Genomic DNA, 26,068 nt, shown 5'->3' with positions numbered 1-26,068 from the left:
CGCCCGATACGAAAAAGGGAGCCACCTGACGGTGACTCCCTTTTTTATTACAGCAAGATGCGACATATCGGGCGAAGGTTTCCACCATTCAGCGTCTCCCGTCAGGCATCTCCCCGCTTACGATCGGCTTCACTCGCCAACACATGCGCATAGATGCCGGCGACATCGTCGGCAAAACGATCAATCGCGAAATCACCGGCGAAGCTCAGGGCTTGATCAGCCAGTTTTTCCCGCTCCGCATCATTCTCCAGCAAATACTGCACCCGCTCCAACCAGAGATTACGGTCTTCGCGGGTTTTAAACCCGTTGTAACCTTCACGCACCACATCGTCGATACCACTGGAGCGCACGGCTACAACCGGCAAGCGCGCAGCCATGGCTTCCAGGATCACCATGCCCTGTGTTTCCGATTTAGAAGCAAACACAAACGCATCGCCTAACTGGTAATAATTGGCCATCTCGTCCGGTGGTACCGGGCCGACCAAATGCACGCAATCCGCCAAGTTCTTCTCTTCAATGCGCTGCTGCAAAGCGCCGCGTTCTTCGCCATCACCGATCAACAGACAATGAAAAGATCGATCGCTGCGACGCCGCAGTTCTGCCAGTGCATCAATCATAAAATAGATATTTTTCTCTTTGCTCAGTCGCGACACCGATACAAAAACGCAATCGTCTTTAGCGATGCCCCAGTCACTGCGCAGTCGCTCTACGGCCTTTTCATCGCGCTGTTGAAAACGTTCAAAATCAATGCCGGTCGGCTGCACATAAAGGTTGGTGGTCACCCCAATCACACGCAGATATTCCTCGGCCGATTGCGTCGGCACAATGACACCCGCACAGCGATTCGCAAAACGACGCACCAGAGAATGAGAAATCAAATTGCGAAACAATGGCCCAGGCAGAGGCACATAATGCGAATAATGTTCCAGACGGGTGTGGTAGGTGTACACCGCCGGTACGCCTAAGGCTTTAGCCCAGAGCAAGCCAAACCAACCCAGCCAGAACGGATGGTGGATATGCACCAGGTCGGGTTTAAACGCCATCATGGCGCGACGCGCACGACGTGAAATGGGGTTGGCCATGCGAAATTCACCGCTCTTACCCAGCGCCACCCAAGACCGCAAACGAACCACTTCGTCTTTATTTTCGTTTTTATCCTGGTCGCGGTAACTCGGCGAAATGATCAACACCTTATGACCTAAGTCGACCAATCCACGGCGCAGGCGTTCAATGGAAATCGGCACCCCACCAATAAAGGGCAGATAGTTGTTGGTGACCATCATTATGCGCAAGGCTTTTTCTCGAAACGGTGTGACGTCGAGATCGAAGTTCGGGTAATAATCCCGATCAACAAAGACCGTGGTATACAATTTAATGGCCAACGCCGTCAGTGCGAACAACACCAACAGAAAATTAAGATGCCCAACATAGAACACCGAATGCACAAAGAACCACAGACTTTCCAGCGTCTTTAAAAACTGGTTTTGGCCAATGTCCAAACGCTGCATATCGATACTGACGTTTTCACCATCCACTGCAACCGTAACGTAGTGATAGAAACTGGTGTCGTCATTGATGACCAATCCACCAGCGCCACCGGTCGTAATATACTCCACACCTTTATGCGTTTGATGATCGAATAAATGCAAATCGGAAGAGAATACAGCCGTGACCTGATGACGACTAAAAATGGTTTGCAATTGTTGCCCAAAGGCTTCATCCACCAGGTAGTCTTCAGCAAAGTCGACCGGTGTTTCCTGAATGGGTTTTAACAATGCGTCGCCCAAAAACACAAATCGATGCGTGGGCTGTTCATCGAGTAATTGCTGATTGAGCCAATGCAACTGGAACTCGTAAGCGTCCGGATCCGTTGTATCGAGAAAAATAAACTGGCTGTTGCCCGCTTTGAACGAATAAAAATACGGTCCAAAATGTTCGTAAAAGTGGAAAGAACCAAAAATGCTGGTTTCGTTCTCACCAACGGTGAGGAAATAAGGCATTTCAAGGTGACTGAAAGATCGATACAAGGCGCGGTACTTATCTTCACCCCCACCACTGACGGCGTTGCCTGCGGACACCAAAAAGTCCGATTCCGTTGCATTAATGATGGGGATCATGGTGCGTTCAAACACACCCACCGAATTATTAATATTCCCCACCACCGAAAAAGACAGCTGACTGCGGCCGGCCAATGTTTCCTGTACGGCTTCAATCTGCTGAGCATGAACCGCGGAATAATCCTGCTCGAAATAAACCAGATAAATTCGATAGCCGACCAACGACAGAATCAATAAAAGGTTGATGTAAAAAATGTATTTCAATCGCCTTGGTGTGAACCAGCCTTTTATTGTCATTTTGGGGCTCCGTCTGTCAGTTCGCGCTGGGTAACGAAGATGCCAATCAACATTCCCAGGTAGATGGTGAGTGCTCGCCAGCCGACGGTAACCAGCACCAGATGACCGGCCGTCAATACGTCTGAAAAGAAATGGCCGAACACACCTTCGGCGATACCGGAAGCGCCCGGTGTCGGTGAAAAATACATCACAAAGGTGGTGATCACCATGCGCCCCACCACCAGCCAATAGGACAAGTCATAACCCAATGCCCAACACAGTACAGCCGGGAATGAAAACAGCGATAATAAGAACAAGGCAGTAAACAACCAGGACGCCAGAATGTCGCGCCAGCGACCACTGAAATAAAGACTGAACCCTTGGGCAAACCGGCGTAATTCCCGCACCAGACGGATACGCCAGCGCCGTTGCCGCGATGCGCTGATCAGATGAAAAGCTCGCAATATTTTCAAACCAATCAACATCGGCCGAGCCAACCAGGATGGCCGCAACAACAGCACGGCAAAAAACCCTAAATACAGCACTACACAGACGATTAAGGTCTGCACCAAGGACGATTGCTGAGCGGCTTCTTCCGCACCCGGCAGGGTCATGAGTAATACCGGGGTGGCGCCAAAAATAAACAGCACGGCCAATACCGTACGGATGGTGGTTGCCGTCATCGCAGTTCCAATGGCAACACCACGCCGTTGCAGAAACCATACCTGGGCAAACCCGCCGCCAGTGGCCATGGGGGTCACGTTGGACACAAATATATTGAGAAAGACCAGACGACCCATGGCCATTAATGGCACCCGCTCACCCAGAGCGCGCAAGGTAAACCAAAGACGCAACGCATCCGATATAAAATAGATCAGCAATAAAACCAGATAACCCGCCAGTGCTGATGGCGATAAAAGATTGCCATCCCAGCTTAGAGATCGTTCTGCGACCTGGCTGTAGACAGCATAAACACCGGCCAGACTCAACCCGATAAACAACAGCGTAAACAGCAGTAATCGCCGGGTATTTGGAGTGCCTTCCCCTGACCCGGACGAGGCCCGGATAGTGCTGTTGGTCATGGTATTCCCTTAGCTGGCTTGTTCGACAAGTCGACGAAACAAGTGTCGCTGCTGCGACAAATATAAAAGAAACTCAGGATGCCATTGCACGCCGAGCACAAACGAATGAGATGGGTCTTCAACTGCCTGAATCAAGCCGTCTTCATCACGCGCCACGACGTTAAGGCCATCGCCCAGCCGATCCACCGCCTGGTTATGCAAGCTATTAACGCGGCCTGGCGAGGTTGACCAATGGCCCAGCCATCGACTGTTTTTTTCAACGCTCAGATGTTTTGTCGGTAACAGTGTCCGCCGGTTAGACGTGCGCCGGCGCCGTGAGCGAATGTCCTGAAACAAGGTGCCACCACGCCGAACATTTAACAGTTGCGCACCCCGGCAAATGCCCAATAACGGACAATCGCGTTCCAGTGCCGTATCGATGATGGCACTTTCGAACGCATCGCGTTGCTCATCATACTTGGGCATCACTTCCGGTTCTTCGGCATAGAGCACAGGGTTGATATCGTGTCCGCCGGTAATCACCACGGCCCGAAAATCGTCTTGCCAACGATCACCGGGTCGCAGTTGCCAGGGTTTGCCACCGGCCAACCTGATGGCCAGTGCGACGCAAAACCGCGGTCCGATGGCGCCTTTACTCGGCCCGGTTATTGCGACGATGGGAGCAGCCATTGCGCCTCCAGTTCAACCACCCAATCTTTAAACCAACGCTTCAAAGGATTGCGCAAATAACGGCGTAATGCAGCGCTGCATTCGGCCAGCCGAGCCTCATCAAAGGCCAAAAATTCGACCTGACACCAGTCGTCCCAGGCCAGCGCAGGGCTCCAGTCGGCGCGCTGAATCTGACAATCGGGCAGGCGGTAGTGGAAGGTGGGTCGGGCTTTGATCAATGGATCATCGGCGACCGCTCTGACACGTGATTCATCCAATTCGGTGAACAGTGGCAGCATATCCAGCGGCCGGTTCCGAGTGGGATTCCAATGCAGGTAATCATCGATCAAGGTGGCAAGGTCAGGCTGATAATCGGCGGCTAACAGATGGCGAACATAGTCGCGCGGAAAAGGGTCAATATAAGGCGTGACGCGGCGCGCCAGATCCGTTTGATCGCGTTGTTTCAGCCATTCTTCCAAACAAACAAACGCCTGCAAATAACGTCGAATAGTGTTGGCATCCAAAGCGGGTAATTCAGGATTAAACTGCAAGCCAAACGCATTGGTCAGTTGATTGGATGACCCTTTTGCTCCGGCTGCGTGTAAACGCTGACTGAGTTTTTCGACCTCATTCAAACGCGATAACGGCAACGGCGGACTGACCAATTCCAATGGCACAAAGGGTTCGGAAACCCGGTGCAGCATGGACTCCAGCCGTTGCTTAAATTCATCGCTCCACTCGCCAGCCTGATAATCTTGCTGGCCCATTTCTTTGAGCAATCGAAAATCCACTTCGACTTGCCAGTCACCCGCTGAATCGCCGGTCAACCGATACTGATAACGACCTTCAGCATTGAGCGTCAGATCCAGTTCATCGGCAATCAGCTGCGCCAGTTGTTGCAGCGGCACACCGTTCATTTCAATTTCGACGCCGACTCGACGTTCGTCGCCGGTTGCGGTCTTGGTGCTTGGCAAATCCACGATCACGATTCTTGCTCCTTTGGGGTCCAGGCTTGCGCCGCCCCTTTCAAACGCGGATCGGCAGCACCACGCCAGCCATCTGAATAACGCTGGAGCGCATGCACACCGCTGGTCAGTGAACGAACATCTATTGAATGGCCGAAGTCGCGCAAAGTTTGCGACCAGAGCGCTGCCGGCGTTCCCGCTTCGACGTCCACCGTTCGACCATTGTACAGAACATTGGGCAAGGCGATGGCCTGTTCAACCGGCAAGCCCCAATCGAGCGTTGCGATCAGCGTTTTGATCACATAACCAATGATGCGACTGCCGCCGCGCGAACCGACCACCAAAACGGGTTCACCCTGGTCATTGAACACCAGAACCGGTGACATGGATGAACGCGGTCGTTTGCCAGGTCCGGGGGCGTTGGGATGCACACCAAAGCCGGCTTTCGCGTCAAAGGTAAAATCGGTCAGTTGATTGTTCAGCACGAAACCACCGGCCATCATGCGCGCACCAAACGGTTTTTCGTTGGAACTGGTTAACGCAACGATGTTGCCTTGCGCATCGACCACGCTGAGGTGGGACGTGCCATCGCGCACCGGGCTTTCTGGTACCGCCGACCCTTCGGTTGCAGACGATGATTGCGGTTGACCATGGCGGAGGATTGTCGCGGCGCGGGGGCCAATTAATTGCGCCCGCTCAGCCAGGTAATCGTGTGACAGCAGTGCCTCAACCGGTACGTCTACGACATCCGGATCACCGAGATAGCGGTAACGATCAGCAAAAGCCAGACGGCTGGCTTCGAGAATCCAGTGCCAGGCTTGCGCATCCTCGGCATCACGTCGGTCCAACGGAAAATGCTGCAACATGCCCAGTGTTTGCAACACCGCAATACCACCGGATGAAGGTGGCCCGACACTGCACAAACGCCACTGACGATAAGGCGCGCAAACGGCCGCGCGTTGTTTGGCCTGGTATTGATCAAAATCCGTTTGGGTTAAATCGGATGGCCAGAACCAACCGCGAGAAGCGCGGTCAATGATGGCCGATGACACCGGTGGCCGGTAAAACGCACTCGCACCTTCCTGTGCGAGACGATCCAGGGTGTCGGCCAGTGGTGGGTTAATCAACCGCTGTGATGACGCGGATTGCTGAGCGCGAAAATAGCGCCGCGTATCGGCAAATAACCGCAGCGAAAAGTCGGCCTCTATTTGCTGCGACAACCGCGTCGGCATAGGGACCCCCTGACGCGCGACCTGCGCTGCCGGTGCCACTAATTCGGCCCAGGGCAACGCCCCGTGTTCGCGATACACCTGCCCTAATAAAGCGGGCAATCCTGGCACACCGACGGCCCGTCCAGTTGGGACCGCCGCAAACCACGGCACGGGAATATTCAGGAGGGTAAAACGATCGGCATCGGCCGACAGAGGTGCGGTTTCCCGACCGTCATAAAAACGCGTCTGTCGATCGGCAGCGCTGTAATGCAACAAGAATCCACCGCCGCCCAACCCCGTTTCCGGCGCTTCGACAAAGCCGAGCATCAGCGTCATCGCCACGGCCGCATCAACGGCATTTCCGCCGCGCTGGAGAACCGCCAGACCCACCTCGGTTGCCAGTGGATCGGGTGAGCTGACAGCGGCGGCTCCCAATGCAGATGCCTTAGGGGTTAGATCAATCGACTGCTCGGGTTCAGCACAAGCAAAGACAAGCAGACCGGATAAAACCGCCAGCGACCGAAGCCTCATTTAAAGACCGGTGTCGCCGTCGTACTTGGGCAGTCCATCGTCGTAGGGACCGGACCAGGCAGGGCGGTCGCTGTAAAAAATATGCTGAACCGGTGCACTACCCGGCTCTTCATCCAAGACGCCCAGCGCAAGACCCAATATCTCGGGACGTTCATGATCAACAAACAACAAGGTCGACCCACAGCGGCCACAGAATACTCGGCTGGCAATGTCGGACGACCGATACGTCACTAACAATGCTTCGCCTTGCTCATACTGCAACTCATCGCGCGCTACATTGATGTAACTGCCAAACGCCGCGCCGTGCTGTTTGCGACACATCTGGCAGTGACAATGACTGGCCGTATTGGGTTGCAGCTTGGCGCGTATTTTTACCCCGCCACACAAACAGGAAGCCCGGGTCATACCATTACCTCATTGATCGGACAGCGCCGCTTTTATTTGTTCAGCTTGCACCTTGAGTTGTTCGACATCAGCCATCTCACTGCCGTGCGGTTTGCGCAAGTCGGCAATAGAGCCGGGAATGATGTGAAAGTGTACGTGCGGAACCGTCTGGCCTGCGCCTTTGCCGTTTAATTGAAACAGCACAATGCCGGGTGCATCGAAGGCTTTTTTTACCGCCGCGCTGACCTTGCGTACGGTGCGCATCCAAGCGGCGCTGGCGTCATCACTGAGATCAAAAATGGTTTCGGCGGGCACTTTGGGAATCACCAGCGTATGGCCTTCGGCCTGAGGCATGATGTCCATAAATGCCAGAGTGTCATCATCTTCGTACACCTTGATGGCCGGGATTTCCCCGCGCAGCATCTTGGCGAAAACATTGTCCGAGTCGTAGGCCATGGTAAGCTCCGCACACTGAAAAGGTTGCGCCAGCTTAGCGGATTTCCCGGCGGCACAAAACGGCGCGCCGCTGATCAAGGAATTACGCATGACCGTCTTCAACCTGGGTTCGATCAACATCGACCACCTCTATCGCGTGGACCATTTTGTCCGCCCCGGTGAAACCCTGGCCTCGACTGACTATCGCACTGTCTTAGGTGGCAAAGGCGCCAATCAATCCATTGCCCTGGCCCGCGCCGGTGCTCAAACACAGCACATCGGTGCCATTGGTAAAGGTGACGTCTGGGTGCTGGAGCAACTGCGCGACGCCGGTGTCAGTACCGATCATATTGCACAGCTCGATGACGCCAGCGGCCACGCCATCATTCAACTGACGTCGGCGGCCGAGAATTCGATTTTGCTGTACCCCGGCGCTAACCATCAGTTGAGCAACGAGCAGATTGATACCGCGTTAAGCAACGCCAACAAAGGTGACTGGTTGCTGCTGCAACACGAAACCAACGCCTTGGCCGAGGCCATGGAAAAAGCCGCCGCTCGCGGTTTGCACATTGCCTTTAATCCTGCGCCCATGGTGGCCGACGCGGTAAAACCGCTGCTGCCAAAAATCGACTTGCTGATTGTCAACGAAGTTGAAGCCATGGATCTGACCGGCACCGACAGCGTTGCTGATGCCGAAGCGGTATTGCAGCGTGACTACCCTCAGTTACGCATCCTGCTGACGCTGGGCAGTGCCGGTGTGGTTCACATCAGCCCGGACGGCCGCATTAGCGTGCCGGCGTATAACGTTGACGCCGTTGATACCACCGCCGCCGGTGATACCTTTATCGGCTATTGTCTGGCCGCGCTGGCCGATGGCCAGGCGGTCTCCGACGCCTTGCGCCGTGGCAACGCCGCTGCCGCAGTGTGCGTCACCCGATTAGGCGCGTCTGTTTCCATACCGAACACCGCTGAGGTCGATGCCTTTCTCAGCGAACATCAGGACTGAACCATGACTCAACGCATTATTATCGACACCGATCCGGGCATTGATGACGCCATGGCGATTCTCTTTGCCTTCCGCTCGCCCGAGCTGGAGGTCATGGGTCTGACCAGTATTTTTGGCAACGTCAGTGCCGAACTGGGCGCCCGCAATGCCTTAACCCTGTGCCAGCTGGCCGGCACCCAGGTAACGGTTGCCCAGGGTGCCACCGCGCCGTTGGGAATGCCGCCAAGACCCCATTCGGACTATGTGCACGGAACGGACGGCTTCGGCAATATCGATTGGCCTCAGGCTGAAGGTGTGATTGACCCGCGTTCTGCTGCTGAGTATATCGTCGAGTCGGTCAACGCTTATCCAGGCGAAGTCACCTTGATTCCACTTGGCCCACTGACCAACCTGGCGCTGGCGCTGGACCTCGATCCAAGCATCGCCAGCAAGGTCAAAGAAGTGGTGTTAATGGGCGGCGCGGTACACGAAACCGGCAACGTCAGCCCGGTAGCCGAAGCCAACATCATCAACGATCCGCACGCCGCCGATCGCGTCTTTGGTGCCGATTGGCCGGTGACCATGATCGGTTTGGACGTCACCCATCAGGTGTTGCTGAAAACCGCGGTGATGGAGCGCATCGAAGCTGCGAACCCGGTTCAGGGCGGGTTTCTGAACCAGGCGGCGCAGCATTATTTCGACTTTTATCGCGGCGCATTAGGCGTGGATGGCTGCTACTTCCACGATGCCGCCACCATCGCCTATGTACTCGACCCCAGCTTGTTTGGCTGTCGTCACGGCCGCATCCGGGTCGCCACCGAAGGACTGGCGTTAGGCCAAACCATGATGGCACCAGAAGGTCGCGAATTCCCAACCGACGGCTGGGCCGACCGCCCTTTGATCAAAGTTGCCTTTGAGGTGGATGACGTTCGCGTACTGCGGCTGTTCGAGCAACGCCTGTCGGAAGCACTCTGATGTTCGATCTGATCTGGTGGCTGTGCGCCTTGGCACTGGCCGCTGGCTGCCTGATTCAAACCGCCCTCGGTTTTGGTATGGCGGTACTGGCCGCGCCGATCATCGTGGTGCTGCGCCCCCAGTGGGTGCCGGTGGTTTTAACGGTCACCGCCTTGGTTCTGTCGCTGCTGAATATCTGGCATCTGCGACGCGATATTCAAATTCGAGCCATGCTGGCGCCCATCCTCACGCGCATTCCAGGCACCGCCGTCGGCACCTGGATTCTGTTGCAATTACCGGTTCAGGCTTTGCAATTGCTGGTCGCCGCCAGTGTGTTACTGGCGGTTCTGGTCAGCGCCTTTGGCCGGGCTTTTGACGCCACGCCTACTCGCCTGGGGCTGGCGGGCTTTGTGTCCGGCATCATGGGCACCACCACCTCCATTGGCGGGCCGCCGATGGCGCTGGTGATGCAACATGGCCGAGCCCGGACCATTCGCGCCAACCTGGCCCTGTATTTTGCTTACAGCTGTGTGTTGTCGCTGATCAGTTATCAGCTGTCGGGCTTTCTCACCCCTGCGTTGTGGCGCGACAGCCTGTCGTTTATTCCGGCGGCTGTGGTCGGGTTTGCGCTCGGCCGACTGTGTCAGACCTGGGTTGACGACCGCTTTCGCCCACTGCTGCTGATTCTGTGCTCGATCTCAGCCGGTATCGCGGTCACCGGCGCCCTGTTCGCCCACGGCTAAGCAAGCGCTAAGGCTGTAAGACAGTGGTCAAATCGCTGTGCTAAGGTGGCGCTCTGCGCGCACCGCCGGAGGGGGCATGAACAATCCCAAACAAAGCCTGATCTGGATGAGCCTGTATCTGGCCATCGTATTGGCCATTTGCGGTCTGATTTACCAACCGCTGTCTCAGGCCTTTATGGCCAACTGGGTCTTCAATGGCCTGATACTGGCCGTGCTGCTGGCGGGTATTGTCATGAGCTACCGCCAGGTCATCCGGTTGTTGCCCGAGATGCAATGGGTCGCGCGCTTCCGCACTGGCCGTGGCAATGCCTATGGCAACGTGTCTCCCAAACTGCTCAAACCTCTCGCCCGCCAGTTGGGCGATGACCTGCAACATGAACGGGTGACCCTGTCACCGATGTCGCTGACTACGCTGCTCGATGGCGTCCGCTCACGGCTGGATGAGGCGCGCGAGCTGTCGCGCTATATGATCGGCCTGCTGGTGTTCCTCGGCCTCCTCGGCACGTTCTGGGGGCTGCTGGGCACCATTGATGCCATTGGCAGCGTGATTCTTGATTTGAACTTGGGTGATCGCCCTTTTAACGAAGTGTTTCGCGACTTACAGGCTGGGTTACTGGAGCCGCTCAATGGCATGGGCACCGCCTTCAGTTCTTCGCTGTTTGGCTTGGGCGGTTCATTGGTGCTGGGCTTTCTCGATATTCAGGCCGGTCACGCTCAGAATCGTTTTTTCAACCGCCTGGAAGAATGGCTGACAGGCCTGACCCATCTGGTCGATATCAACAGCGACAATGCCCAGTTGCTGACCGATGCGTTGTCACCGGAGGAACTCATCGAGCAGTTACAACGGCTGGAAGCGGAGAACCGGCAACTGAAACGCCAACTCGGCTTCACTGACGAGTCCTGAACCATGGCCAGCCGCCGTCGCCCAAGTTCCGCGTTAAACATCTGGCCAGGTTTTGTCGATGCCCTGTCGGCACTGCTGTTGCTGCTGGTGTTTGTGGTCATGGTGTTTACGCTGGCGCAGGTTTTTCTGGCACAGACGGTGGCCAACCGCGACGACCAGCTCAGCCAACTCAACAACCAACTCGCCGACATCGCTGCGGCTTTGCGTTTGGAACGCAACGACAATGACGAGCTGCGCGCTGCGCTGACACAAAGCCAAACCCAAAGCGCCGAACTGAGCACATCATTGGCAGCGCTGCAGGCACAAAGCGACGCAGACCAAGCTCAATTGACCGCACAGCGAAATGATCTGACCGCTCTGCGCGCTCAAAACGACAATCTGACCGACCAGTTAGCAGCCCGCGATGCGCGCCTGGGCGAATTGGAATCCAGCCTGGCCAGCAGTCGTCAATCTCTCGATGAGGAGCGAGCGTTGTCGGCCAGTGCCCGCGCCGAGGTCGAACGCCTGAGCAGCCAGATTGCGCAACTGCGCGAACAACTCGACGTAATCAGCGCGGCATTAGCCGCTGAAGAAGCCGCCCGGGCGGCCAGCGAAAGTGAATTGGCGGAGCTGGGCGAGCGACTGAATACGGTGCTGGCGCAACGGGTGAATGAGCTGGAACAGTATCGCTCTGAGTTTTTCGGTCGACTGCGGCAAGTGTTGGTCGATAATCCCGATATCCGCATCGAAGGCGATCGCTTCGTTTTACCCTCGGAACTGTTTTTCGATTCGGCCTCCGCCACGCTTGGCGAATCCGGTCGCCTTGAATTGGCTAAGGTAGCCACGACCTTAACAGCTGTTGCCGATGACATTCCGGCCGATTTGGGTTGGATATTGCGCATTGATGGCCATACCGACCGGCGCCCGATCAACACCGAGCGCTTTGCCTCCAACTGGGAGCTGTCGACCGCCCGCGCTGTTTCCGTGGTTCGTTTCCTGGCTGAACAAGGCATTCCGGCACAGCGACTGGCGGCCGCGGGCTTTGGTGAACATCATCCACTGGACTCGGCCGATACCGAAGACGCCTTTGCGCGCAACCGCCGCATCGAGATCAAACTGACCGAGCGCTGAACGGAGCGTCATAAATTGAATGCGCCCAAGCCTTCTTTTATGATAGCCAGCCTTTTTGACTGACGAACACCATGATCCGAAACCTCTTGAGCAATCTTCACGGCGCCCTGGCGGCCATCGCCCTGGTGGTTCATACCCTGACCTTAGGTGTCTTTCTCTATTTATTTATTGCGTTGCGGGCCATCATCCGGTTCCGCGCCACCCGACCCTTTTTCCAGCGCGCTCTAACTGGCGTCGCCTCCATCTGGATGGCGGGTATTCAGTGGTGGATGCGCACCTTTCACCGCACCCGCTGGCAGGTTGAGGGTTTGGGTCAGCTCAATCCAAAAGGCTGGTATCTGATCACCGCCAATCACCAATCCTGGGCCGATATTTTCGTGCTGTTCCGGATGTACAACCGCAAAATTCCACTGCTCAAGTTCTTCATCAAGAAAGACCTGATGCGTGTACCGGTGGCCGGTCAGGCTTGGTGGGCGCTGGATTTTCCGTTTATGCAGCGGCATTCAAAATCGTACTTGAAGAAGCATCCGGAAAAAGCCGGCCAGGATTTAGAAGCCACCAAGAAAGCCTGTGAACGGTTTTCGGAAACGCCGACCAGCGTGATGAACTTTATCGAAGGTACCCGTTTCAGCCAGGCCAAACACGACAACCAGAAATCACCCTACAAGCATTTGCTGAAGCCTAAGGCTGGCGGTCTGGCGTTCACCATTGCCGCGCTGGGCAACAAGTTCAGCGCGTTGACCAATGTCACCATCGCCTATCCAGCCGGTGCACCCTCGTTCTGGGATCTAATGTGTGGTCGCATGCGGGAAGTGATCGTGCAGGTGGAAGAACTCGCCATTCCGGCGCATTTCACCACCGGCGACTACCAGAATGACCCGAGCTTCCGTGTTGAGTTCCAGGCCTGGATTACTCAGTTGTGGGAACGCAAAGATCAATTGCTCGACGAAATACTCTCTAACCACCCCAAGTAACGCTGGTTGAACCACTGCTGATAGCGCTGCGCTTCGGCGTTAGCGCGATCATGCAGGATGTTCACCACTTCAATGACCACCAATGCCATGGTCTGCAATACCTGACGCACCAGCGTCGTCTCTGACCAGGGACAGCCCGGCCAGGTTGATCGATATAAACGCACGTACCGGGTTACCACTGGCTCGCCCGACAGCCCGGGAATCAACGGCGCCAGATCGATAGCTGGCGAGCCCCGACCCAACCGTTCCCAATCAAACAACACCGCTTCACCGTTCGCTCGGCGACCCCAGTTGCCGTGGTTGCTGTCCCCGGAAATCAAAACCTCGGGTGCCAGCAAGGCATCAACATCTCGATACCAGGGTGTTATTTTCTGTCGAATCGGCGAACGTTGTTCAGCGGGGAAATGCGCTAACGATCGCTCCAGTTGTTGCGGTGTCCAATCGAAGTGGAACAAGTATTCGTCGGGCACGGTGATCGACTGGGCGTGCAATCGTGACAGGGAACCGAGCAAGTCGGCACTGAGTGTTTCATCGGCCGCGACCGGGGTTGGGATCCATTCCAGCCATACCGCCCCGTCCTGCCAACCCAAGACCTCGGGCACAGCAGGGCCCTGAAAATCGGGATGTTGGGCCAGTTCACGATAGAAATAGCCTTCCGTTTGACCCAGTGGACCTTTAAGAATGGCCCGTTGTCCCTTGAATGTCTGTTGTACCACCCGTGCCTGACCCATGGCCGCCAGGTCAGTCGCGTTCATCCGTGATCTCGCCTTGTTGCCAGTGTGCCAGGCGCTGCTGATCGCTGTCGCGCGATGTGACCCAACGATTGCCGTTGGGCGTTTTTTCTTTTTTCCAAAAGGTCGCTTCGGTTTTCAGGTGATCCATGATGAAAGCCGCCCCATCAAACGCCGCCTGACGATGTGGGCTGGACACACCCACAAAGACAATGGCATCCGCCGGATACAATTCGCCAAAGCGATGGGTAATGCGAATGCGGTTCAACAGCCAGCGCTGAGCAGCGCGCTCGGCGATGCTGGCCAGCGTTTTCTCAGTCATACCGGGGTAATGCTCCAAGTGCAGCCCGGTAATGGCGTCGCCATCGTTCATATCGCGCACCCGGCCGACAAAGAACACCACCGCGCCATCTTCACGATTGCCAGTGCACAGGGCGTCGTATTCCTGCTGAATATCGAAGGCTTCCGCCTGTACGCGTATCACGCGCATGGCGTCGTTAGCCACCCGTCACCGGCGGAAAGAGCGCCACCTGATCACCGGGGTTGAGGTCGACATTGTCGTTCACCACTTCTTCATTGACCGCGCGGGTCAATGGTTGCTCCAGTGCTTCACGCCAATGCGGATGCTGGGTTTGCAGCCAGTTCATCAGGCTGTCGAGATTGGGTGCCTGATCGGCCGGAATGGCGATCTCGGCGATGCCCAGTTGTTCGCGTAATCGAGCAAAAAATTTCAGCTGCACGGTCTTCATTGATTGTTTCCGGTTGCGTGAATGAAACACACCGGCGGCCTAACTCACCCTATCCATGGACGTCTTCAGGCTTGCCAGTGCCCGCTCTTGCCACCGCGCTTTTCCAATACTCTCAATCCTTCGATGCGCATGGCTGGGTCCAAAGCCTTGACCATATCAAAAAGTGTCAAGGCCGCTACCGAGGCTGCCGTCAGCGCCTCCATTTCCACACCTGTCTTACCGTCGAGCTTACACCAGCTTTCGATACGCACTCGACCCTGATCCATTTCCAGGCTTAAGTCTACCGAGACCTTAGTCAACATCAGCGGATGACACAGCGGAATCAACTGCGATGTCTGCTTGGCACCCTGAATACCAGCGACCCGGGCAACGCCAAAGACATCGCCCTTGTGGTGATTGCCATCGGCGATGCGCTGCAATGCTTCCGCATTCATATATACATAGGCTTCCGCACGGGCATCGCGTGTTGTCACCGCCTTGGTGGTCACATCAACCATATTGGCGTTGCCGCTTTGGTCCAGGTGACTGAAGTCGCTCATGCCGTCGGCCCCATCACATTACCAACGCTTTTCAGGTGAGTCACAAAGTTACAGGGTTTGTGACGGGCATCCAACTGCTGCGCCAGTATGCCATCCCAACCGGTGCGACAAGCGCCAGTGGAACCCGGCAAACAAACCACCAGCGTGCGATTGGCCAGACCGGCCAACGCCCGGCTTTGCACCGTCGATGTACCGACATCCTCATAAGACAATTGGCGAAACAGCTCGCCAAAGCCCTCAACTTCTTTATCCAACAACGGCTTTACGGCCTCAGGGGTGGAATCACGGCCGGTAAAGCCCGTGCCACCGGTCAACAGCACCACCTGAATAGCCTCGCTGGCGATCCAGCGTGACAGGTGCATGCGCAGGGCGTAAAGGTCATCCTTCTCAATTTTGCGTTCCAATACCTGATGTCCGGCTTCCGTGGCGCGGTCAAATAACAGCTGGCCGGACGTGTCGGTGCTGCTGTCTCGCGTATCCGAGACCGTCAATATGGCCATGTTCAAAGGCACCATCTGGGCGGCAACCTGGCTCATGTTTGCTCCTGTTCCTGTGATGTGACCTCGGCGGCCTTAACCACCGATGATACTGAGATTCGACGTAGCTCCGCTGTCACCCTGATGCAGCAGATGACTCGGTGCTTTGTGCTGGACCAGCGCCACCAGCCGCTGTTGCAACTGCTGAGGATCCACATCCGCCTGCATCCAGGGTCGAAGATCCAAACCCTGTTCAGTGAACAGGCACAGATGTAACCGACCTGTACTGGAAACCCGCAAGCGGTTACAAGAATCGCAGAAGTCCGGGCTGTACGGCATGATCAAGCCAATACGACCGGCATAATCCGGATGCCAGAACTCTTCAGCCGGTCCAGCATCCCGAGCGCGCAACACTGGCTGCCAGCCATGATCGAGCAACTCGTCTTTCAGGCCCTGACCACTGCGATGATGCTGACGGAAAAAAACCTGTTGATCGCCCGTTTGCATGACTTCGATAAACCGCAAGGTCACCGGGGTGTGTTTCAACCAGTCAAGAAAGCTCGGCAGCTGATCATCGAGTCCGCGCATCAGCAAAGCGTTAACCTTGGTATTGATGCCTAAAGCCACTGCCCGCTCTACACCGGCGAGTACTTCGTCGAGGCGGTCATGGCCGGTGATGTCGTGGAATTGTTGCCGGTCAAGGCTGTCGATCGACACATTTAATTGAGTAAGACCCGCCTGCTGCCAGCGATCAACGTTCTTTGGCAGCTTATAGCCATTGGTGGTTAGGGCCACCTGACGAATACCTGGCGTCGACGCGGCCATTTCAATAATTTGCGGCAAATCGCGACGCAAGCTGGGTTCACCCCCGGTCAAACGAACTTTCTCGGTTCCCAGAGCTGCAAAGGCAGTCAAGGTTTGCTGTATTTCAGGCAGGCTCAGAAAGGCATCCTCAGGACGCCCCTGATACCCGTCGGGCAGGCAGTATTCGCAACGAAAGTTGCACACGTCAGTAATCGACAGCCGCAAATAATAGAAGCGACGGCCTAAAGCATCTTGCAGCATGTTCCACCTTTCCAAAGTCAGGAGGCGAGGCGGTTTCCCGCCCCACCCTGTCGTTCATTGCAATGAACGAGGCCCGGCAGTCGTATTACGCGGTCTCGCGCAACTTAGACCGACCGGGCTCGGTGAGGTTCCATGAGTTTAGTGCAGACAGCCGGTGGTGACCATGGCCTGAGTCGGGTTCAGACAAATTTCAGGTTGTCTTCGAACACATTCTCAGCGCTGGTATCAGCCGGTGGCAGGTGATAGCTCTGGCGCAGGGTTTCGCCATCGTAGGAATGCAGATGCACGTCAAACCCCCACAATCGATGCAGGTGTCGCAACACTTCTTCAGCGTCGTTATTCAGAGGGATGTTATTGTGGCGCCTGTGGTGCAGCGTTAAGGCGCGGTCGCCGCGCAAATCGACATCAACAACCTGAATGTTGGGCTCGCGATTCGACAAGTTGTACTGCTCGGCCAGCAACGCACGCAGTTTCCGGTAACCGGGTTCATTGTGAATGGCACTGATGCGATATTCACTCTCGTCCTCGTCATCGAAGACCGCAAACAAATGCATATCCCGCATCACTTTTGGCGACAAAAACTGTTGAATAAAACTCTCGTCCTTAAAGTTTTCCATGGCGAAATGCAGTGTATCGAGCCAGTCGCCCCCGGCGATCTCCGGGAACCATTCGCGGTCTTCTTCTGTTGGCTCCTGACACATCCGTTTCAAGTCACGATAGATATTGAAACCCAGAGTGTATGGATTCAGCCCGGAGTAGTACGGCGAATCATAGGGCGGTTGAAACACCACAGCTGAATGACTGGCAAGAAACTCCATCATAAAACCTTCGGTAATGTAGCCCCGGTCATAGAGCTCATTCATTAAGCTGTAGTGCCAGAAACTGGCCCACCCCTCATTCATCACCTGAGTCTGGCGCTGCGGATAAAAATACTGCGCCAGTTTGCGCACAATGCGCACCAACTCACGCTGCCAGGGCTCCAACAGCGGCGCATTTTTTTCAATAAAATAGAGCAGGTTTTCCTGCGGTTCAGCGGGATAGCGTGGCTGCTGTCGGGTCTCAGCCTTTCCTTCCGACGTCGGGATCGTACGCCACAGCAGATTCACCTGTTGTTGCATATAGGCTTCGCGCTCTTCCTGACGAGCTCGTTCTTCGGCCGCCGAAATTGGCGAGGGTCGTTTATAGCGATCGACCCCATAATTCTGTAAAGCGTGGCACGAGTCCAAAATGCGTTCTACTTCAGCGACGCCGTATCGCTCCTCACACTGAATGACATAGTTCTTGGCAAATACCAGATAATCAATAATGGCGGTGGCGTCGGTCCAGGTTTTAAACAAATAGTTATTCTTGAAAAATGAATTGTGTCCGTAACAGGCGTGAGCAATCACCAGAGCCTGCATCGGCATGGTGTTTTCTTCCATCAGATACGCAATACACGGGCTGGAATTAATAACGATTTCATAGGCTAAGCCCATAAAACCGCGTTGATAATTCTGCTGGGTTTGCAGAAATTGTTTACCGTACGACCAGTGGTGATAGCCCACTGGCATACCAATGGATGAATAGGCATCCATCATTTGCTCGGAGCTGATGATTTCGATCTGATTGGGATAAGTATCGAGCCGAAATTCCTGAGCGATGTCGGCAATGACCGCGTCGTATTCCTGGATCAGCTCGAATGTCCACTCGCTTCCGGTGGAAATCGGTTTATTGCTCATGCGGATTTCCTCTGGAACAGCTGGCGGAACACCGGATAAATATCGCCTGGATCGATAATCTGCTCCATAGCAAAGTGCTCCGGGTGCTCGGCACGGACATCTTCATAGGCATACCACAACGCCTGGTGGTCGCGTGGAGTGATCTCAATATAGGAGTAATACTGCACCAGAGGCATCAAATAATTAGCCAGTAAATCCTTACACTGAGGGGAATCGTCATTCCAGTTATCACCATCCGAAGCCTGAGCGGCATAGATGTTCCAGGCGCTGGGTGGGTAACGTTCCTTAATAACATCATGCATCATGCGTAATGCACTGGAGACAATGGTGCCGCCAGTTTCGCGGCTGTAGAAAAACTCTTCTTCGTCGACTTCTTTGGCACTGGTGTGATGACGAATAAACACCACCTCAATTTTTTCGTAATTGCGGCGCAAAAACATATAAAGCAACAGGAAAAACCGTTTCGCCATGTCTTTGGTATTCTGGGTCATCGACCCTGACACATCCATCAGACAAAACATCACCGCCGCATTACTGGGAACCGGTACTTTCTCACTGCGGTTGTATCGCAAATCAAAGTCATCAATAAAGGGTAAGCGTTTGATCTTGGCTTCCAGGCGTTGTTGCTCTTCGAGCCACTGCGCTAGTTGCTGGCCATCGCGCAACGCTTCGTCTTTCGCCTCTTCCTGCTCAATCAAGGCGTTTAGCTCCTTGACCCGGCGGCGCGACTTACCACTTAAGGCGATGCGCCGGGCTTGTGCATTGCGCATAGACCTGACAATATTAATTCGGTTGGGAACACCCTGACTGGTAAAACCCGCCTGTCGATACACAAAATCACTCATCTGCTTGAGGTCTTTGCGCACCAGGTTGGGCAGTTCTAAATCCTCAAACAAAAACTCCAGAAATTCATCCTGGGTGATGGTAAACGTAAAATCGTCGAGGCCTTCACCGCTGTTCGAGGCCTGGCCACCCCGCCCTTGACCCGAGCCGCCCTGAGGTTTACGCACCCGATCACCGGTACTGAATTCTTTATTTCCCGGATTGACCGTCGTGCGCGTCCCACCTTGACCGTGCCCAAAGACAGGCTCGTGAATATCTTCCGATGGAATAGAAATGGATTCACCATGCTCCATATCCGTGATGGAGCGTTTATTCACAGCTTCGTTAACGGCTTTCTTGATGTGCTTGCGATAGCGTTCCAGAAAACGACGCCGATTCACGGCGCTCTTATTCTTGCCATTGAGGCGACGGTCAATCACATAGCTGTTGATCATAGCTCGACCTCATGCGGGGCCTTACGGCCGTCAGAGTCGAATGTTGGCCCGGCCACTGAATGGCACCGGGCCGATAGACATCAGGACGATTTACGTACTCGCAGATACCATTCGCTGAGCAAACGCACCTGTTTTTCGGTGTATCCACGGTCGGTCATGCGGCGTACAAAATCCTGATGTTTTTTCTCATCATCCTTGGACGACTTGGCGGAGTAGGAAATAACCGGCAAGAGGTCTTCGGTATTAGAGAACATCTTTTTCTCGATCACAGCCCGCAACTTTTCATAGCTCTGCCAGCTCGGGTTGCGGCCTTCGTTATTCGCTCTGGCGCGCAAGACGAAATTGACGATCTCGTTGCGGAAATCTTTGGGATTGGAAATGCCCGCTGGCTTTTCGATTTTTTCCAGCTCTTCATTGAGCGCGCCGCGATCCAGTATTTCACCGGTTTCCGGATCGCGGTATTCCTGATCCTGAATCCAGAAATCGGCATAAGTGACGTAGCGATCAAAGATGTTCTGACCGTATTCGGAATAGCTTTCCAGGTAGGCGGTCTGAATTTCTTTGCCGATAAACTCAACATAGCGCGGCGCCAGATACTCTTTTAAGTGCGCCAAATAACGGTCGTGAACATCCTGCGGGAACTGCTGCTGTTCAATCTGATCTTCGAGTACGTAGAGCAGATGGACCGGGTTGGCAGCCACTTCGGTAGCGTCGAAATTGAAGACCTTCGACAAAATCTTGAAAGCAAAGCGTGTCGACAGACCATCCATACCCTCATCCACACCCGCGGAGTCACGATACTCCTGAATGGTCTTCGCTTTCGGATCGGTGTCTTTCAGGTTTTCACCGTCATAGACGCGCATTTTCGAATAAAGATTAGAGTTCTCTGGTTCTTTCAGACGAGACAGCACTGAGAACTGGGCCATCATACGCAAGGTATCTGGTGCGCAATGGGCATCGCGTAACGACGAGTTTTCAATCAGTTTGTGATAGATATTAATCTCTTCGCTGACGCGTACGCAGTAGGGAACCTTGACGATATAAACCCGATCCAGGAAGGCTTCATTATTCTTATTATTGCGGAACTGCTGCCATTCAGATTCGTTCGAGTGCGCTAAAATTGTTCCACTGAATGGAATGGCGCTCATGCCTTCAGTTGCGTTGTAATTGCCCTCCTGCGTGGCAGTCAGCAATGGATGCAACACCTTGATGGGTGCCTTAAACATCTCGACAAATTCCATCAGGCCTTGGTTGGCTTTACACAACGCACCAGAGAAGCTGTAAGCGTCTGGATCATCCTGCGGATAATCTTCCAGCTTGCGGATATCGACCTTACCGACCAGCGCGGATATATCCTGGTTGTTCTCATCGCCAGGTTCGGTCTTAGCAACCGCCACCTGATCGATAATCGAAGGATAGAGTTTTACCACCCGGAACTGGGAAATGTCGCCGCCATATTCATGCAGCCGTTTTACGGCCCAAGGCGACATGATGGAACGAAGGTAACGCTGAGGAATGCCATAACGCTCCTCAAGAATGCCGCCGTCTTCTTCGAGATCGAATAAGCTCAACGGACTTTCATAAACCGGTGATCCTTTAATGGCGTAAAAAGGAACCGCTTCGATCAATTGTTTCAGCCGTTCAGCCAACGACGATTTACCACCACCGACCGGGCCTAACAGATAGAGGATTTGTTTTTTCTCTTCCAGACCTTGAGCGGCATGACGGAAGTAAGACACGATCTGCTCGATCGGTTCTTCCATGCCATAGAATTCTTCAAAGGCTGGGTAACGACGAATGATTTTGTTGGAAAAAATGCGACTGAGGCGAGAGTCCTTGGCGGTATCAATAACCTCGGGTTCACCTATGGCTTTAAGCATTCGCTCAGGTGCCGAGGCGTAGGCCATCGGATCGTCTTTGCACAACTGCAGGTATTCTTCCAGTGAATACTCTTCGTGCTGGCGAGCTTCGTAACGTGACTGGTACTGCTTAAATATATCCATCTAGACCCCCTTGAAAGAAACACTGTTTCGGTTCTTTCCCTGAATGATCATGTCATGGATTCATGGGACGCCCTTAGGCGTAACAGACATTCACTGGCTAAGTGGAGCATTCTTCATGCCAATGCCGAAACCGGATTTTTTACAGTGTTCCACTGTGTTATCTAATTTCTTTCTCTGTCGAGTTCTAGACTAGCTCAGTCGAATCAAGAGTGCTGAATTTTCACGCTTTTTCTGAAGGTCTTTACAGTTGGAACGCTCTGATAACGATTAAAAAATGGCTTTGAATTGTGATTGAGTGATGGAGAAACAGCGCACGAATGGCACCGAATGAGGGCGTCAAAATTTAATCGGTCGGCGTCAAATTCAGAACGCTGCCAAGCCGATTAAGCGTTCTGCCAGACCCTTAAGGTTGCCAATCTATCGGGGCCTGTCCGGTGCCACGCAAATACACATTCGCCGCCGAAAAATGCCCGCTGCCAAACCAGCCGCGATGAGCCGATAACGGGGACGGGTGTGGTGCTTGCAACACACAGTGTCGGTCGCGGTCGATAAAACGGCCCTTCTTCTGGGCGTAACTGCCCCACAACATAAACACCAGTTGATCGCGCTCACGGTTCAATCGCTCAATGACCGCATCGGTAAAACTTTCCCAGCCTTTTCCCTGATGAGCACCGGCATTGCCCTGCTCCACCGTCAACACCGAGTTCAGTAACAGCACACCCTGACGCGCCCAGCCACTGAGATCACCATGGTTTGGCCGGGAGATCCCCACGTCCTGTTCCAGTTCTTTATAGATATTGACCAGGCTGGGAGGTGGTTTAATGCCCGCTTGCACTGAGAAACTCAGACCGTGCGCCTGACCGGGACCATGATAAGGATCCTGGCCGAGGATCACGACCTTAACGGACTCAAAAGGGGTTAACTGCAGCGCTCGGAACACCTGATCCGACGGTGGAAACAGCGTCTTTCCAGTTGACGCCTGATCGCTGAGAAAGCGCTGCAACTCCGCCATATAAGGCAATTGAAACTCACCCGCAAGCTGGGCTGCCCAGTCGTCAGCCAGGGTTGGCCGAGCCAGGTTCAAGTGCCAGGGAAGGGTGGTCATTGAGCCTCCATATCAATCAGCGCTCGCCCCTGAATCTGCCCTGCCAGCATGGCTTCTATGCGCGCTTCAACCTCATCAAGACGCAGGGTGTCACAGAGTTCTGGTAAACGCGGCATCTTCCAGACCCCGGCAAATTTGCCCAGCACACGCTGACGCGCGGCCAGTGGCGCATCGGAACTGGCAATGCCCACCAGGTTCACGCCACGCAGAATAAACGGATAGATATCGGTCGGCACAGCCGTACCGCCGACAATGCCGCAGGCCGCAACCGTGCCGCCAAACTTAAGACTTTTGAGGATATTCACCAAGGTAATGTCGCCAACCGTATCGATGGCACCGGCATAGGCGTCCGCGAGCAAGGCTTTGGGCTGCGCATCTGCCAGTTGTGAACGCGGTATGACCACGCTGGCTCCGAGGCTGCGCAACCAGTCATGGGATTGTTCTTTGCCGGTAACGGCGGTGACGTCATAACCCAGCGAACCCAGCAAGTGCACGGCCAAAGTGCCCACACCGCCGGTTGCCCCCGTCACCAACACCGGCCCGTGCTCGGATTTCAAACCGTTGTCGAGCAACTTCTCCAATGCATAGGCCGCGGTAACACCCGCCGTCCCCAGACGCATGGAATCTGCCATCGACAAGCCTTTCGGCAGCGCCATAACCCAGCCCAACGGCACGCGGATATAATCGGCGAAGCCACCATCCGTGTTCATACCCAGATCGAAACCGATCACCGCCACTTCCGTGCCTTCGGCAAAGGTATCGCTGGAATCGCTCACCACCTTACCGGCTGCATCGATGCCCGGCGTATGCGGATAATGCCGGCTGATGCCTTTGTGGCCGTTAGCCGACAGCGCATCTTTGTAGTTAAGCGAGCTGTAGTGCACCCGAATCAACACCTCTCCGACTGGCAAGTCATCCAGGGTCCGGTGTTCAATGGACCGGCTAAGGCCGTCATCGGTCAGATGAATTCTCATGGCGCGAAAGGTAGTCATGGCGGTCTCCACGATGGCTCTTTGCATCAGGCTAACAAGCTGTAGGCAGCGACTGTATTCGACCTTGGATCAGTCCCCGTCAAAAGCGCACAGTGTAAATACCGAATGGCCGGCCTCGCGAATCGCCCGACTGCCACCCAGATCCGGAAGGTCGACAATGGCTGCACATTCAACGATGTCGGCACCCAAACGCTCCACCAGTTTGCAGGTGGCCGCCAAGGTGCCGCCGGTAGCAATCAGGTCATCCATAATCACCGCGCGCTGCCCGGGTTTCAGCGCATCGGCATGCACCTGCAATACCGCTTCGCCGTATTCCAACTCGTAGGATTCTTCATAGGTCTCAAACGGCAACTTGCCCTTTTTACGCACCGGGATAAAGGCTGTTTTCAGTTCATAGGCCAGCGGCGCACCGAGGATAAACCCCCGCGCATCAATGCCGACAATGGCGTCCAGCGGCTGGTCGTAATAGTGATGCACAAACGCATCAATTAACTGACGGAACACCTTGGCATCGGACAACAAAGTAGTGATATCGCGAAACTGTACGCCTTCCTGAGGCCAGTCTGGCACGGTACGAATATGGTCTTTAGGGTCAAACATGGAGGGTTCTCTTCTCTGATCAGCCGATATTGTAACGATCGACCGCGGCAATGACGACCGGCTCGCGGCCATAAAAAAGGGCCCCGAAGGGCCCTGATTCAATCGTTGGCGAACGACAGATCAGATCCAGATGTACTTGATCAGCGCCAACGCAGAGATGATGTAAACGGCAATGTTCACTTCTTTACCTTTACCAGCCAGCACCTTAATGACGGCATAAGACAGGAAGCCTGCCGCGATGCCTTCGGCAATGGAGTAGGTTGCCGGCATCATAAAGGCGGTAATAACCACCGGTGCCGCTTCAGTAATGTCTTTCCAGTCGATGGAAGAGATGGAAGAAACCATCAAAACCGCGACGAAAATCAACGCAGAGGCGGTTGCGTAGGACGGAATCATCAACGCCAGTGGCGAGAAGAACAACGCCAGCAGGAAGAGTACAGAAACGGTGATGGCAGTCAGACCACTGCGGCCACCAACAGCAATACCGGCACCACTTTCAATGTAACTGGTGGTGGTCGAGGTACCGAGCAGAGAACCGGCAACGGACGCTGAACTGTCGGCCATCAGCGCGCGGTTCAGACGCGGCAGTTTGCCATCAGAATCGAGTAATTTGCCCTCTTTGGCCACGGCAACCAGCGTACCGGAGGTGTCGAACAGGTCGACGAACAGGAAGGCAAAAATGACCGAGTACAGACCCAGTTCCAATGCGCCGAAAATATCCAGCTGCAGGAAGGTAGCACCCATACCACTCGGTACAGAGGCAATACCGTTGTAGCTGACCAGGCCGAAGAAGGCGCCGATCACGGTGGTTGCCAGAATACCGATGATCACGCTACCGGTAATGCCGCGATGGTGCAGCGCTGCAATCAGAGCAAAACCGAGGAAGGCCAGCACGACCTGAGGCGAGGTGACATCACCCAGACCCACCAGCGTTGCGTCGTTATTAACGACCACACCAGCGCCCTGCAGGCCGATCAGCGCCAGGAACAAGCCAATCCCGACTGCGATACCGGTTTTCATCGACGCCGGAATAGCGTTGATGATCCATTCACGGACTTTGAAGATACTGATCAGAATAAAGATGATGCCTGACCAGAACACGCAGCCCAGCGCAACCTGCCAGCTCTGACCCATGCCAAACACCACACCGAAGGTGAAGAAGGCATTCAGACCCATGCCCGGCGCCAGAGCAACCGGATAGTTGGCAAACAGACCCATGATGGCCGTACCCAGCGCCGCGGCAATACAGGTGGCCATAAAGACGGCCTCAAACGGCATGCCCGTCTCGGACAAAATGCCCGGGTTGACGACGATGATGTAAGCCATGGTCAAAAAGGTTGAAATACCGGCCAGCACTTCGGTGCGGACATCGGTTCCCAACTCTTTCAGTTTGAAGAGTTTTTCCAGCATTTAAGACTCCTTGGTGACTGCCGGGCGCGATGGTAAGAACAGTAGCCGGCATGATCGTTGTTATCGTTGGAACCCTGAGCCCAGGGGCAAGCGAGCGCGGCAAGTTTCGCAGAAAACCCACGCTCAGGCACCTCTGGACCGATC

General features: G+C 54.7%; 26 protein-coding genes and 1 riboswitch. Of the genes, 6 read left to right on the top strand and 20 right to left on the bottom strand.

The window, feature by feature from the left end:
• Window positions 1-101: 101 nt before the first annotated feature.
• Genes BGP77_RS11255 through BGP77_RS11225 form a run of 7 tightly spaced genes read right to left on the bottom strand, consistent with a single transcriptional unit; the run spans window position 102 to window position 7,610 of the window.
• Window positions 102-2,354: a glycosyltransferase gene (locus BGP77_RS11255; protein ID WP_108164832.1), complete on the bottom strand. Its 2,253-nt coding sequence runs from the start codon at window positions 2,352-2,354 to the stop codon at window positions 102-104.
• Complete coding sequence (locus tag BGP77_RS11250) at window positions 2,351-3,415, bottom strand: lysylphosphatidylglycerol synthase transmembrane domain-containing protein (protein WP_108164831.1); 1,065 nt, start codon at window positions 3,413-3,415, stop codon at window positions 2,351-2,353. The genes BGP77_RS11255 and BGP77_RS11250 overlap by 4 nt, the downstream gene beginning before the upstream one ends.
• Before the next feature lie 9 nt (window positions 3,416-3,424).
• Window positions 3,425-4,084 (bottom strand): gamma-glutamyl-gamma-aminobutyrate hydrolase family protein, encoded by a 660-nt coding sequence (locus tag BGP77_RS11245; RefSeq protein WP_108164830.1) that lies wholly within the window; start codon window positions 4,082-4,084, stop codon window positions 3,425-3,427.
• Window positions 4,060-5,049: an amidoligase family protein gene (locus tag BGP77_RS11240; RefSeq protein WP_233252345.1), complete on the bottom strand. Its 990-nt coding sequence runs from the start codon at window positions 5,047-5,049 to the stop codon at window positions 4,060-4,062. Before BGP77_RS11240 ends, BGP77_RS11245 begins: the two co-directional genes overlap by 25 nt.
• Complete coding sequence (ggt, locus tag BGP77_RS11235) at window positions 5,046-6,770, bottom strand: gamma-glutamyltransferase (protein WP_108164829.1); 1,725 nt, start codon at window positions 6,768-6,770, stop codon at window positions 5,046-5,048. The genes BGP77_RS11240 and ggt overlap by 4 nt, the downstream gene beginning before the upstream one ends.
• Window positions 6,771-7,175 carry a GFA family protein gene (locus tag BGP77_RS11230; protein WP_108164828.1) on the bottom strand — a complete coding sequence of 135 codons (405 nt, stop codon included), beginning with the start codon at window positions 7,173-7,175 and terminating at the stop codon, window positions 6,771-6,773. It abuts the gene before it with no gap.
• 9 nt (window positions 7,176-7,184) lie between these two features.
• Window positions 7,185-7,610 carry an HIT family protein gene (locus BGP77_RS11225; RefSeq protein WP_108165955.1) on the bottom strand — a complete coding sequence of 142 codons (426 nt, stop codon included), beginning with the start codon at window positions 7,608-7,610 and terminating at the stop codon, window positions 7,185-7,187.
• An 88-nt stretch (window positions 7,611-7,698) separates the two neighbouring features.
• Between BGP77_RS11225 and BGP77_RS11220 the strand changes: the two genes are divergently transcribed.
• The 6 genes from BGP77_RS11220 (at window position 7,699) to BGP77_RS11195 (ending at window position 13,259) form a co-directional block, all read left to right on the top strand.
• Window positions 7,699-8,595, top strand: coding sequence for a ribokinase (locus BGP77_RS11220; protein WP_108164827.1), 897 nt, complete (start codon window positions 7,699-7,701; stop codon window positions 8,593-8,595).
• Window positions 8,596-8,598: 3 nt separating this feature from the next.
• A complete protein-coding gene (locus tag BGP77_RS11215; protein ID WP_108164826.1) occupies window positions 8,599-9,549 on the top strand; it encodes a nucleoside hydrolase in 951 nt (316 codons plus the stop codon).
• On the top strand, window positions 9,549-10,271 hold the full coding sequence (locus BGP77_RS11210; protein WP_108164825.1) for a sulfite exporter TauE/SafE family protein: 723 nt from the start codon (window positions 9,549-9,551) through the stop codon (window positions 10,269-10,271). Before BGP77_RS11215 ends, BGP77_RS11210 begins: the two co-directional genes overlap by 1 nt.
• A gap of 76 nt (window positions 10,272-10,347) precedes the next feature.
• Window positions 10,348-11,175 carry a hypothetical protein gene (locus BGP77_RS11205; RefSeq protein ID WP_233252344.1) on the top strand — a complete coding sequence of 276 codons (828 nt, stop codon included), beginning with the start codon at window positions 10,348-10,350 and terminating at the stop codon, window positions 11,173-11,175.
• A gap of 3 nt (window positions 11,176-11,178) precedes the next feature.
• Entirely contained in the window at window positions 11,179-12,285 is a 1,107-nt protein-coding gene (locus BGP77_RS11200; protein ID WP_108164824.1) for a peptidoglycan -binding protein, read from the top strand.
• A 71-nt stretch (window positions 12,286-12,356) separates the two neighbouring features.
• Entirely contained in the window at window positions 12,357-13,259 is a 903-nt protein-coding gene (locus BGP77_RS11195; RefSeq protein ID WP_108164823.1) for an acyltransferase, read from the top strand.
• On the opposite strand, the gene BGP77_RS11190 is transcribed toward BGP77_RS11195, so the two are convergent.
• From BGP77_RS11190 to BGP77_RS11130, 13 genes are all read right to left on the bottom strand, one after another.
• Window positions 13,220-14,014 (bottom strand): phosphotransferase family protein, encoded by a 795-nt coding sequence (locus BGP77_RS11190; protein ID WP_108164822.1) that lies wholly within the window; start codon window positions 14,012-14,014, stop codon window positions 13,220-13,222. The genes BGP77_RS11195 and BGP77_RS11190 overlap by 40 nt on opposite strands.
• The gene (moaE, locus tag BGP77_RS11185; protein WP_108164821.1) at window positions 14,001-14,480 is read right to left on the bottom strand and encodes a molybdopterin synthase catalytic subunit MoaE; all 480 of its coding nucleotides are present in this window, start codon (window positions 14,478-14,480) and stop codon (window positions 14,001-14,003) included. The genes BGP77_RS11190 and moaE overlap by 14 nt, the downstream gene beginning before the upstream one ends.
• A 7-nt stretch (window positions 14,481-14,487) precedes the next feature.
• Window positions 14,488-14,739, bottom strand: coding sequence for a MoaD/ThiS family protein (locus tag BGP77_RS11180; protein WP_108164820.1), 252 nt, complete (start codon window positions 14,737-14,739; stop codon window positions 14,488-14,490).
• A 65-nt stretch (window positions 14,740-14,804) separates the two neighbouring features.
• Window positions 14,805-15,278, bottom strand: coding sequence for a cyclic pyranopterin monophosphate synthase MoaC (gene moaC / locus BGP77_RS11175; RefSeq protein ID WP_108164819.1), 474 nt, complete (start codon window positions 15,276-15,278; stop codon window positions 14,805-14,807).
• Window positions 15,275-15,814 (bottom strand): molybdenum cofactor biosynthesis protein B, encoded by a 540-nt coding sequence (gene moaB, locus BGP77_RS11170; protein ID WP_108164818.1) that lies wholly within the window; start codon window positions 15,812-15,814, stop codon window positions 15,275-15,277. Before moaB ends, moaC begins: the two co-directional genes overlap by 4 nt.
• A gap of 36 nt (window positions 15,815-15,850) precedes the next feature.
• Window positions 15,851-16,819 carry a GTP 3',8-cyclase MoaA gene (gene moaA, locus BGP77_RS11165; RefSeq protein ID WP_108164817.1) on the bottom strand — a complete coding sequence of 323 codons (969 nt, stop codon included), beginning with the start codon at window positions 16,817-16,819 and terminating at the stop codon, window positions 15,851-15,853.
• Window positions 16,808-16,956: riboswitch (molybdenum cofactor riboswitch) on the bottom strand. Its footprint overlaps the gene before it by 12 nt.
• A 42-nt stretch (window positions 16,957-16,998) precedes the next feature.
• Window positions 16,999-18,537 carry a SpoVR family protein gene (locus BGP77_RS11160; RefSeq protein WP_108164816.1) on the bottom strand — a complete coding sequence of 513 codons (1,539 nt, stop codon included), beginning with the start codon at window positions 18,535-18,537 and terminating at the stop codon, window positions 16,999-17,001.
• On the bottom strand, window positions 18,534-19,814 hold the full coding sequence (locus BGP77_RS11155; RefSeq protein WP_108164815.1) for a YeaH/YhbH family protein: 1,281 nt from the start codon (window positions 19,812-19,814) through the stop codon (window positions 18,534-18,536). The genes BGP77_RS11160 and BGP77_RS11155 overlap by 4 nt, the downstream gene beginning before the upstream one ends.
• An 80-nt stretch (window positions 19,815-19,894) precedes the next feature.
• On the bottom strand, window positions 19,895-21,817 hold the full coding sequence (locus BGP77_RS11150; protein ID WP_108164814.1) for a PrkA family serine protein kinase: 1,923 nt from the start codon (window positions 21,815-21,817) through the stop codon (window positions 19,895-19,897).
• 403 nt (window positions 21,818-22,220) lie between these two features.
• Window positions 22,221-22,922 (bottom strand): uracil-DNA glycosylase, encoded by a 702-nt coding sequence (gene ung / locus BGP77_RS11145; RefSeq protein ID WP_108164813.1) that lies wholly within the window; start codon window positions 22,920-22,922, stop codon window positions 22,221-22,223.
• Complete coding sequence (locus BGP77_RS11140) at window positions 22,919-23,914, bottom strand: YhdH/YhfP family quinone oxidoreductase (protein ID WP_108164812.1); 996 nt, start codon at window positions 23,912-23,914, stop codon at window positions 22,919-22,921. The genes ung and BGP77_RS11140 overlap by 4 nt, the downstream gene beginning before the upstream one ends.
• Window positions 23,915-23,983: 69 nt before the next feature.
• Window positions 23,984-24,514: an adenine phosphoribosyltransferase gene (locus BGP77_RS11135; RefSeq protein ID WP_108164811.1), complete on the bottom strand. Its 531-nt coding sequence runs from the start codon at window positions 24,512-24,514 to the stop codon at window positions 23,984-23,986.
• A gap of 120 nt (window positions 24,515-24,634) precedes the next feature.
• Window positions 24,635-25,924, bottom strand: a complete 1,290-nt coding sequence (locus tag BGP77_RS11130; protein ID WP_108164810.1) for an NCS2 family permease — start codon at window positions 25,922-25,924, stop codon at window positions 24,635-24,637.
• Window positions 25,925-26,068: the final 144 nt, after the last annotated feature.

Source organism: Saccharospirillum sp. MSK14-1, assembly GCF_003054965.1.
Classification (GTDB): domain Bacteria; phylum Pseudomonadota; class Gammaproteobacteria; order Pseudomonadales; family Natronospirillaceae; genus Saccharospirillum.
This window is presented reverse-complemented; position numbering and strand designations above follow the sequence as displayed.

Bases quoted from the DNA above. Each gene is read 5' to 3' on its own strand.
- BGP77_RS11255 (WP_108164832.1), bottom strand. From the start codon at position 2,354: ATGACAATAAAAGGCTGGTTCACACCAAGGCGATTGAAATACATTTTT.
- BGP77_RS11250 (WP_108164831.1), bottom strand. From the start codon at position 3,415: ATGACCAACAGCACTATCCGGGCCTCGTCCGGGTCAGGGGAAGGCACT.
- BGP77_RS11245 (WP_108164830.1), bottom strand. From the start codon at position 4,084: ATGGCTGCTCCCATCGTCGCAATAACCGGGCCGAGTAAAGGCGCCATC.
- ggt (WP_108164829.1), bottom strand. From the start codon at position 6,770: ATGAGGCTTCGGTCGCTGGCGGTTTTATCCGGTCTGCTTGTCTTTGCT.
- BGP77_RS11230 (WP_108164828.1), bottom strand. From the start codon at position 7,175: ATGACCCGGGCTTCCTGTTTGTGTGGCGGGGTAAAAATACGCGCCAAG.
- BGP77_RS11225 (WP_108165955.1), bottom strand. From the start codon at position 7,610: ATGGCCTACGACTCGGACAATGTTTTCGCCAAGATGCTGCGCGGGGAA.
- BGP77_RS11220 (WP_108164827.1), top strand. From the start codon at position 7,699: ATGACCGTCTTCAACCTGGGTTCGATCAACATCGACCACCTCTATCGC.
- BGP77_RS11215 (WP_108164826.1), top strand. From the start codon at position 8,599: ATGACTCAACGCATTATTATCGACACCGATCCGGGCATTGATGACGCC.
- BGP77_RS11210 (WP_108164825.1), top strand. From the start codon at position 9,549: ATGTTCGATCTGATCTGGTGGCTGTGCGCCTTGGCACTGGCCGCTGGC.
- BGP77_RS11205 (WP_233252344.1), top strand. From the start codon at position 10,348: ATGAACAATCCCAAACAAAGCCTGATCTGGATGAGCCTGTATCTGGCC.
- BGP77_RS11200 (WP_108164824.1), top strand. From the start codon at position 11,179: ATGGCCAGCCGCCGTCGCCCAAGTTCCGCGTTAAACATCTGGCCAGGT.
- BGP77_RS11195 (WP_108164823.1), top strand. From the start codon at position 12,357: ATGATCCGAAACCTCTTGAGCAATCTTCACGGCGCCCTGGCGGCCATC.
- BGP77_RS11190 (WP_108164822.1), bottom strand. From the start codon at position 14,014: ATGAACGCGACTGACCTGGCGGCCATGGGTCAGGCACGGGTGGTACAA.
- moaE (WP_108164821.1), bottom strand. From the start codon at position 14,480: ATGCGCGTGATACGCGTACAGGCGGAAGCCTTCGATATTCAGCAGGAA.
- BGP77_RS11180 (WP_108164820.1), bottom strand. From the start codon at position 14,739: ATGAAGACCGTGCAGCTGAAATTTTTTGCTCGATTACGCGAACAACTG.
- moaC (WP_108164819.1), bottom strand. From the start codon at position 15,278: ATGAGCGACTTCAGTCACCTGGACCAAAGCGGCAACGCCAATATGGTT.
- moaB (WP_108164818.1), bottom strand. From the start codon at position 15,814: ATGAGCCAGGTTGCCGCCCAGATGGTGCCTTTGAACATGGCCATATTG.
- moaA (WP_108164817.1), bottom strand. From the start codon at position 16,819: ATGCTGCAAGATGCTTTAGGCCGTCGCTTCTATTATTTGCGGCTGTCG.
- BGP77_RS11160 (WP_108164816.1), bottom strand. From the start codon at position 18,537: ATGAGCAATAAACCGATTTCCACCGGAAGCGAGTGGACATTCGAGCTG.
- BGP77_RS11155 (WP_108164815.1), bottom strand. From the start codon at position 19,814: ATGATCAACAGCTATGTGATTGACCGTCGCCTCAATGGCAAGAATAAG.
- BGP77_RS11150 (WP_108164814.1), bottom strand. From the start codon at position 21,817: ATGGATATATTTAAGCAGTACCAGTCACGTTACGAAGCTCGCCAGCAC.
- ung (WP_108164813.1), bottom strand. From the start codon at position 22,922: ATGACCACCCTTCCCTGGCACTTGAACCTGGCTCGGCCAACCCTGGCT.
- BGP77_RS11140 (WP_108164812.1), bottom strand. From the start codon at position 23,914: ATGACTACCTTTCGCGCCATGAGAATTCATCTGACCGATGACGGCCTT.
- BGP77_RS11135 (WP_108164811.1), bottom strand. From the start codon at position 24,514: ATGTTTGACCCTAAAGACCATATTCGTACCGTGCCAGACTGGCCTCAG.
- BGP77_RS11130 (WP_108164810.1), bottom strand. From the start codon at position 25,924: ATGCTGGAAAAACTCTTCAAACTGAAAGAGTTGGGAACCGATGTCCGC.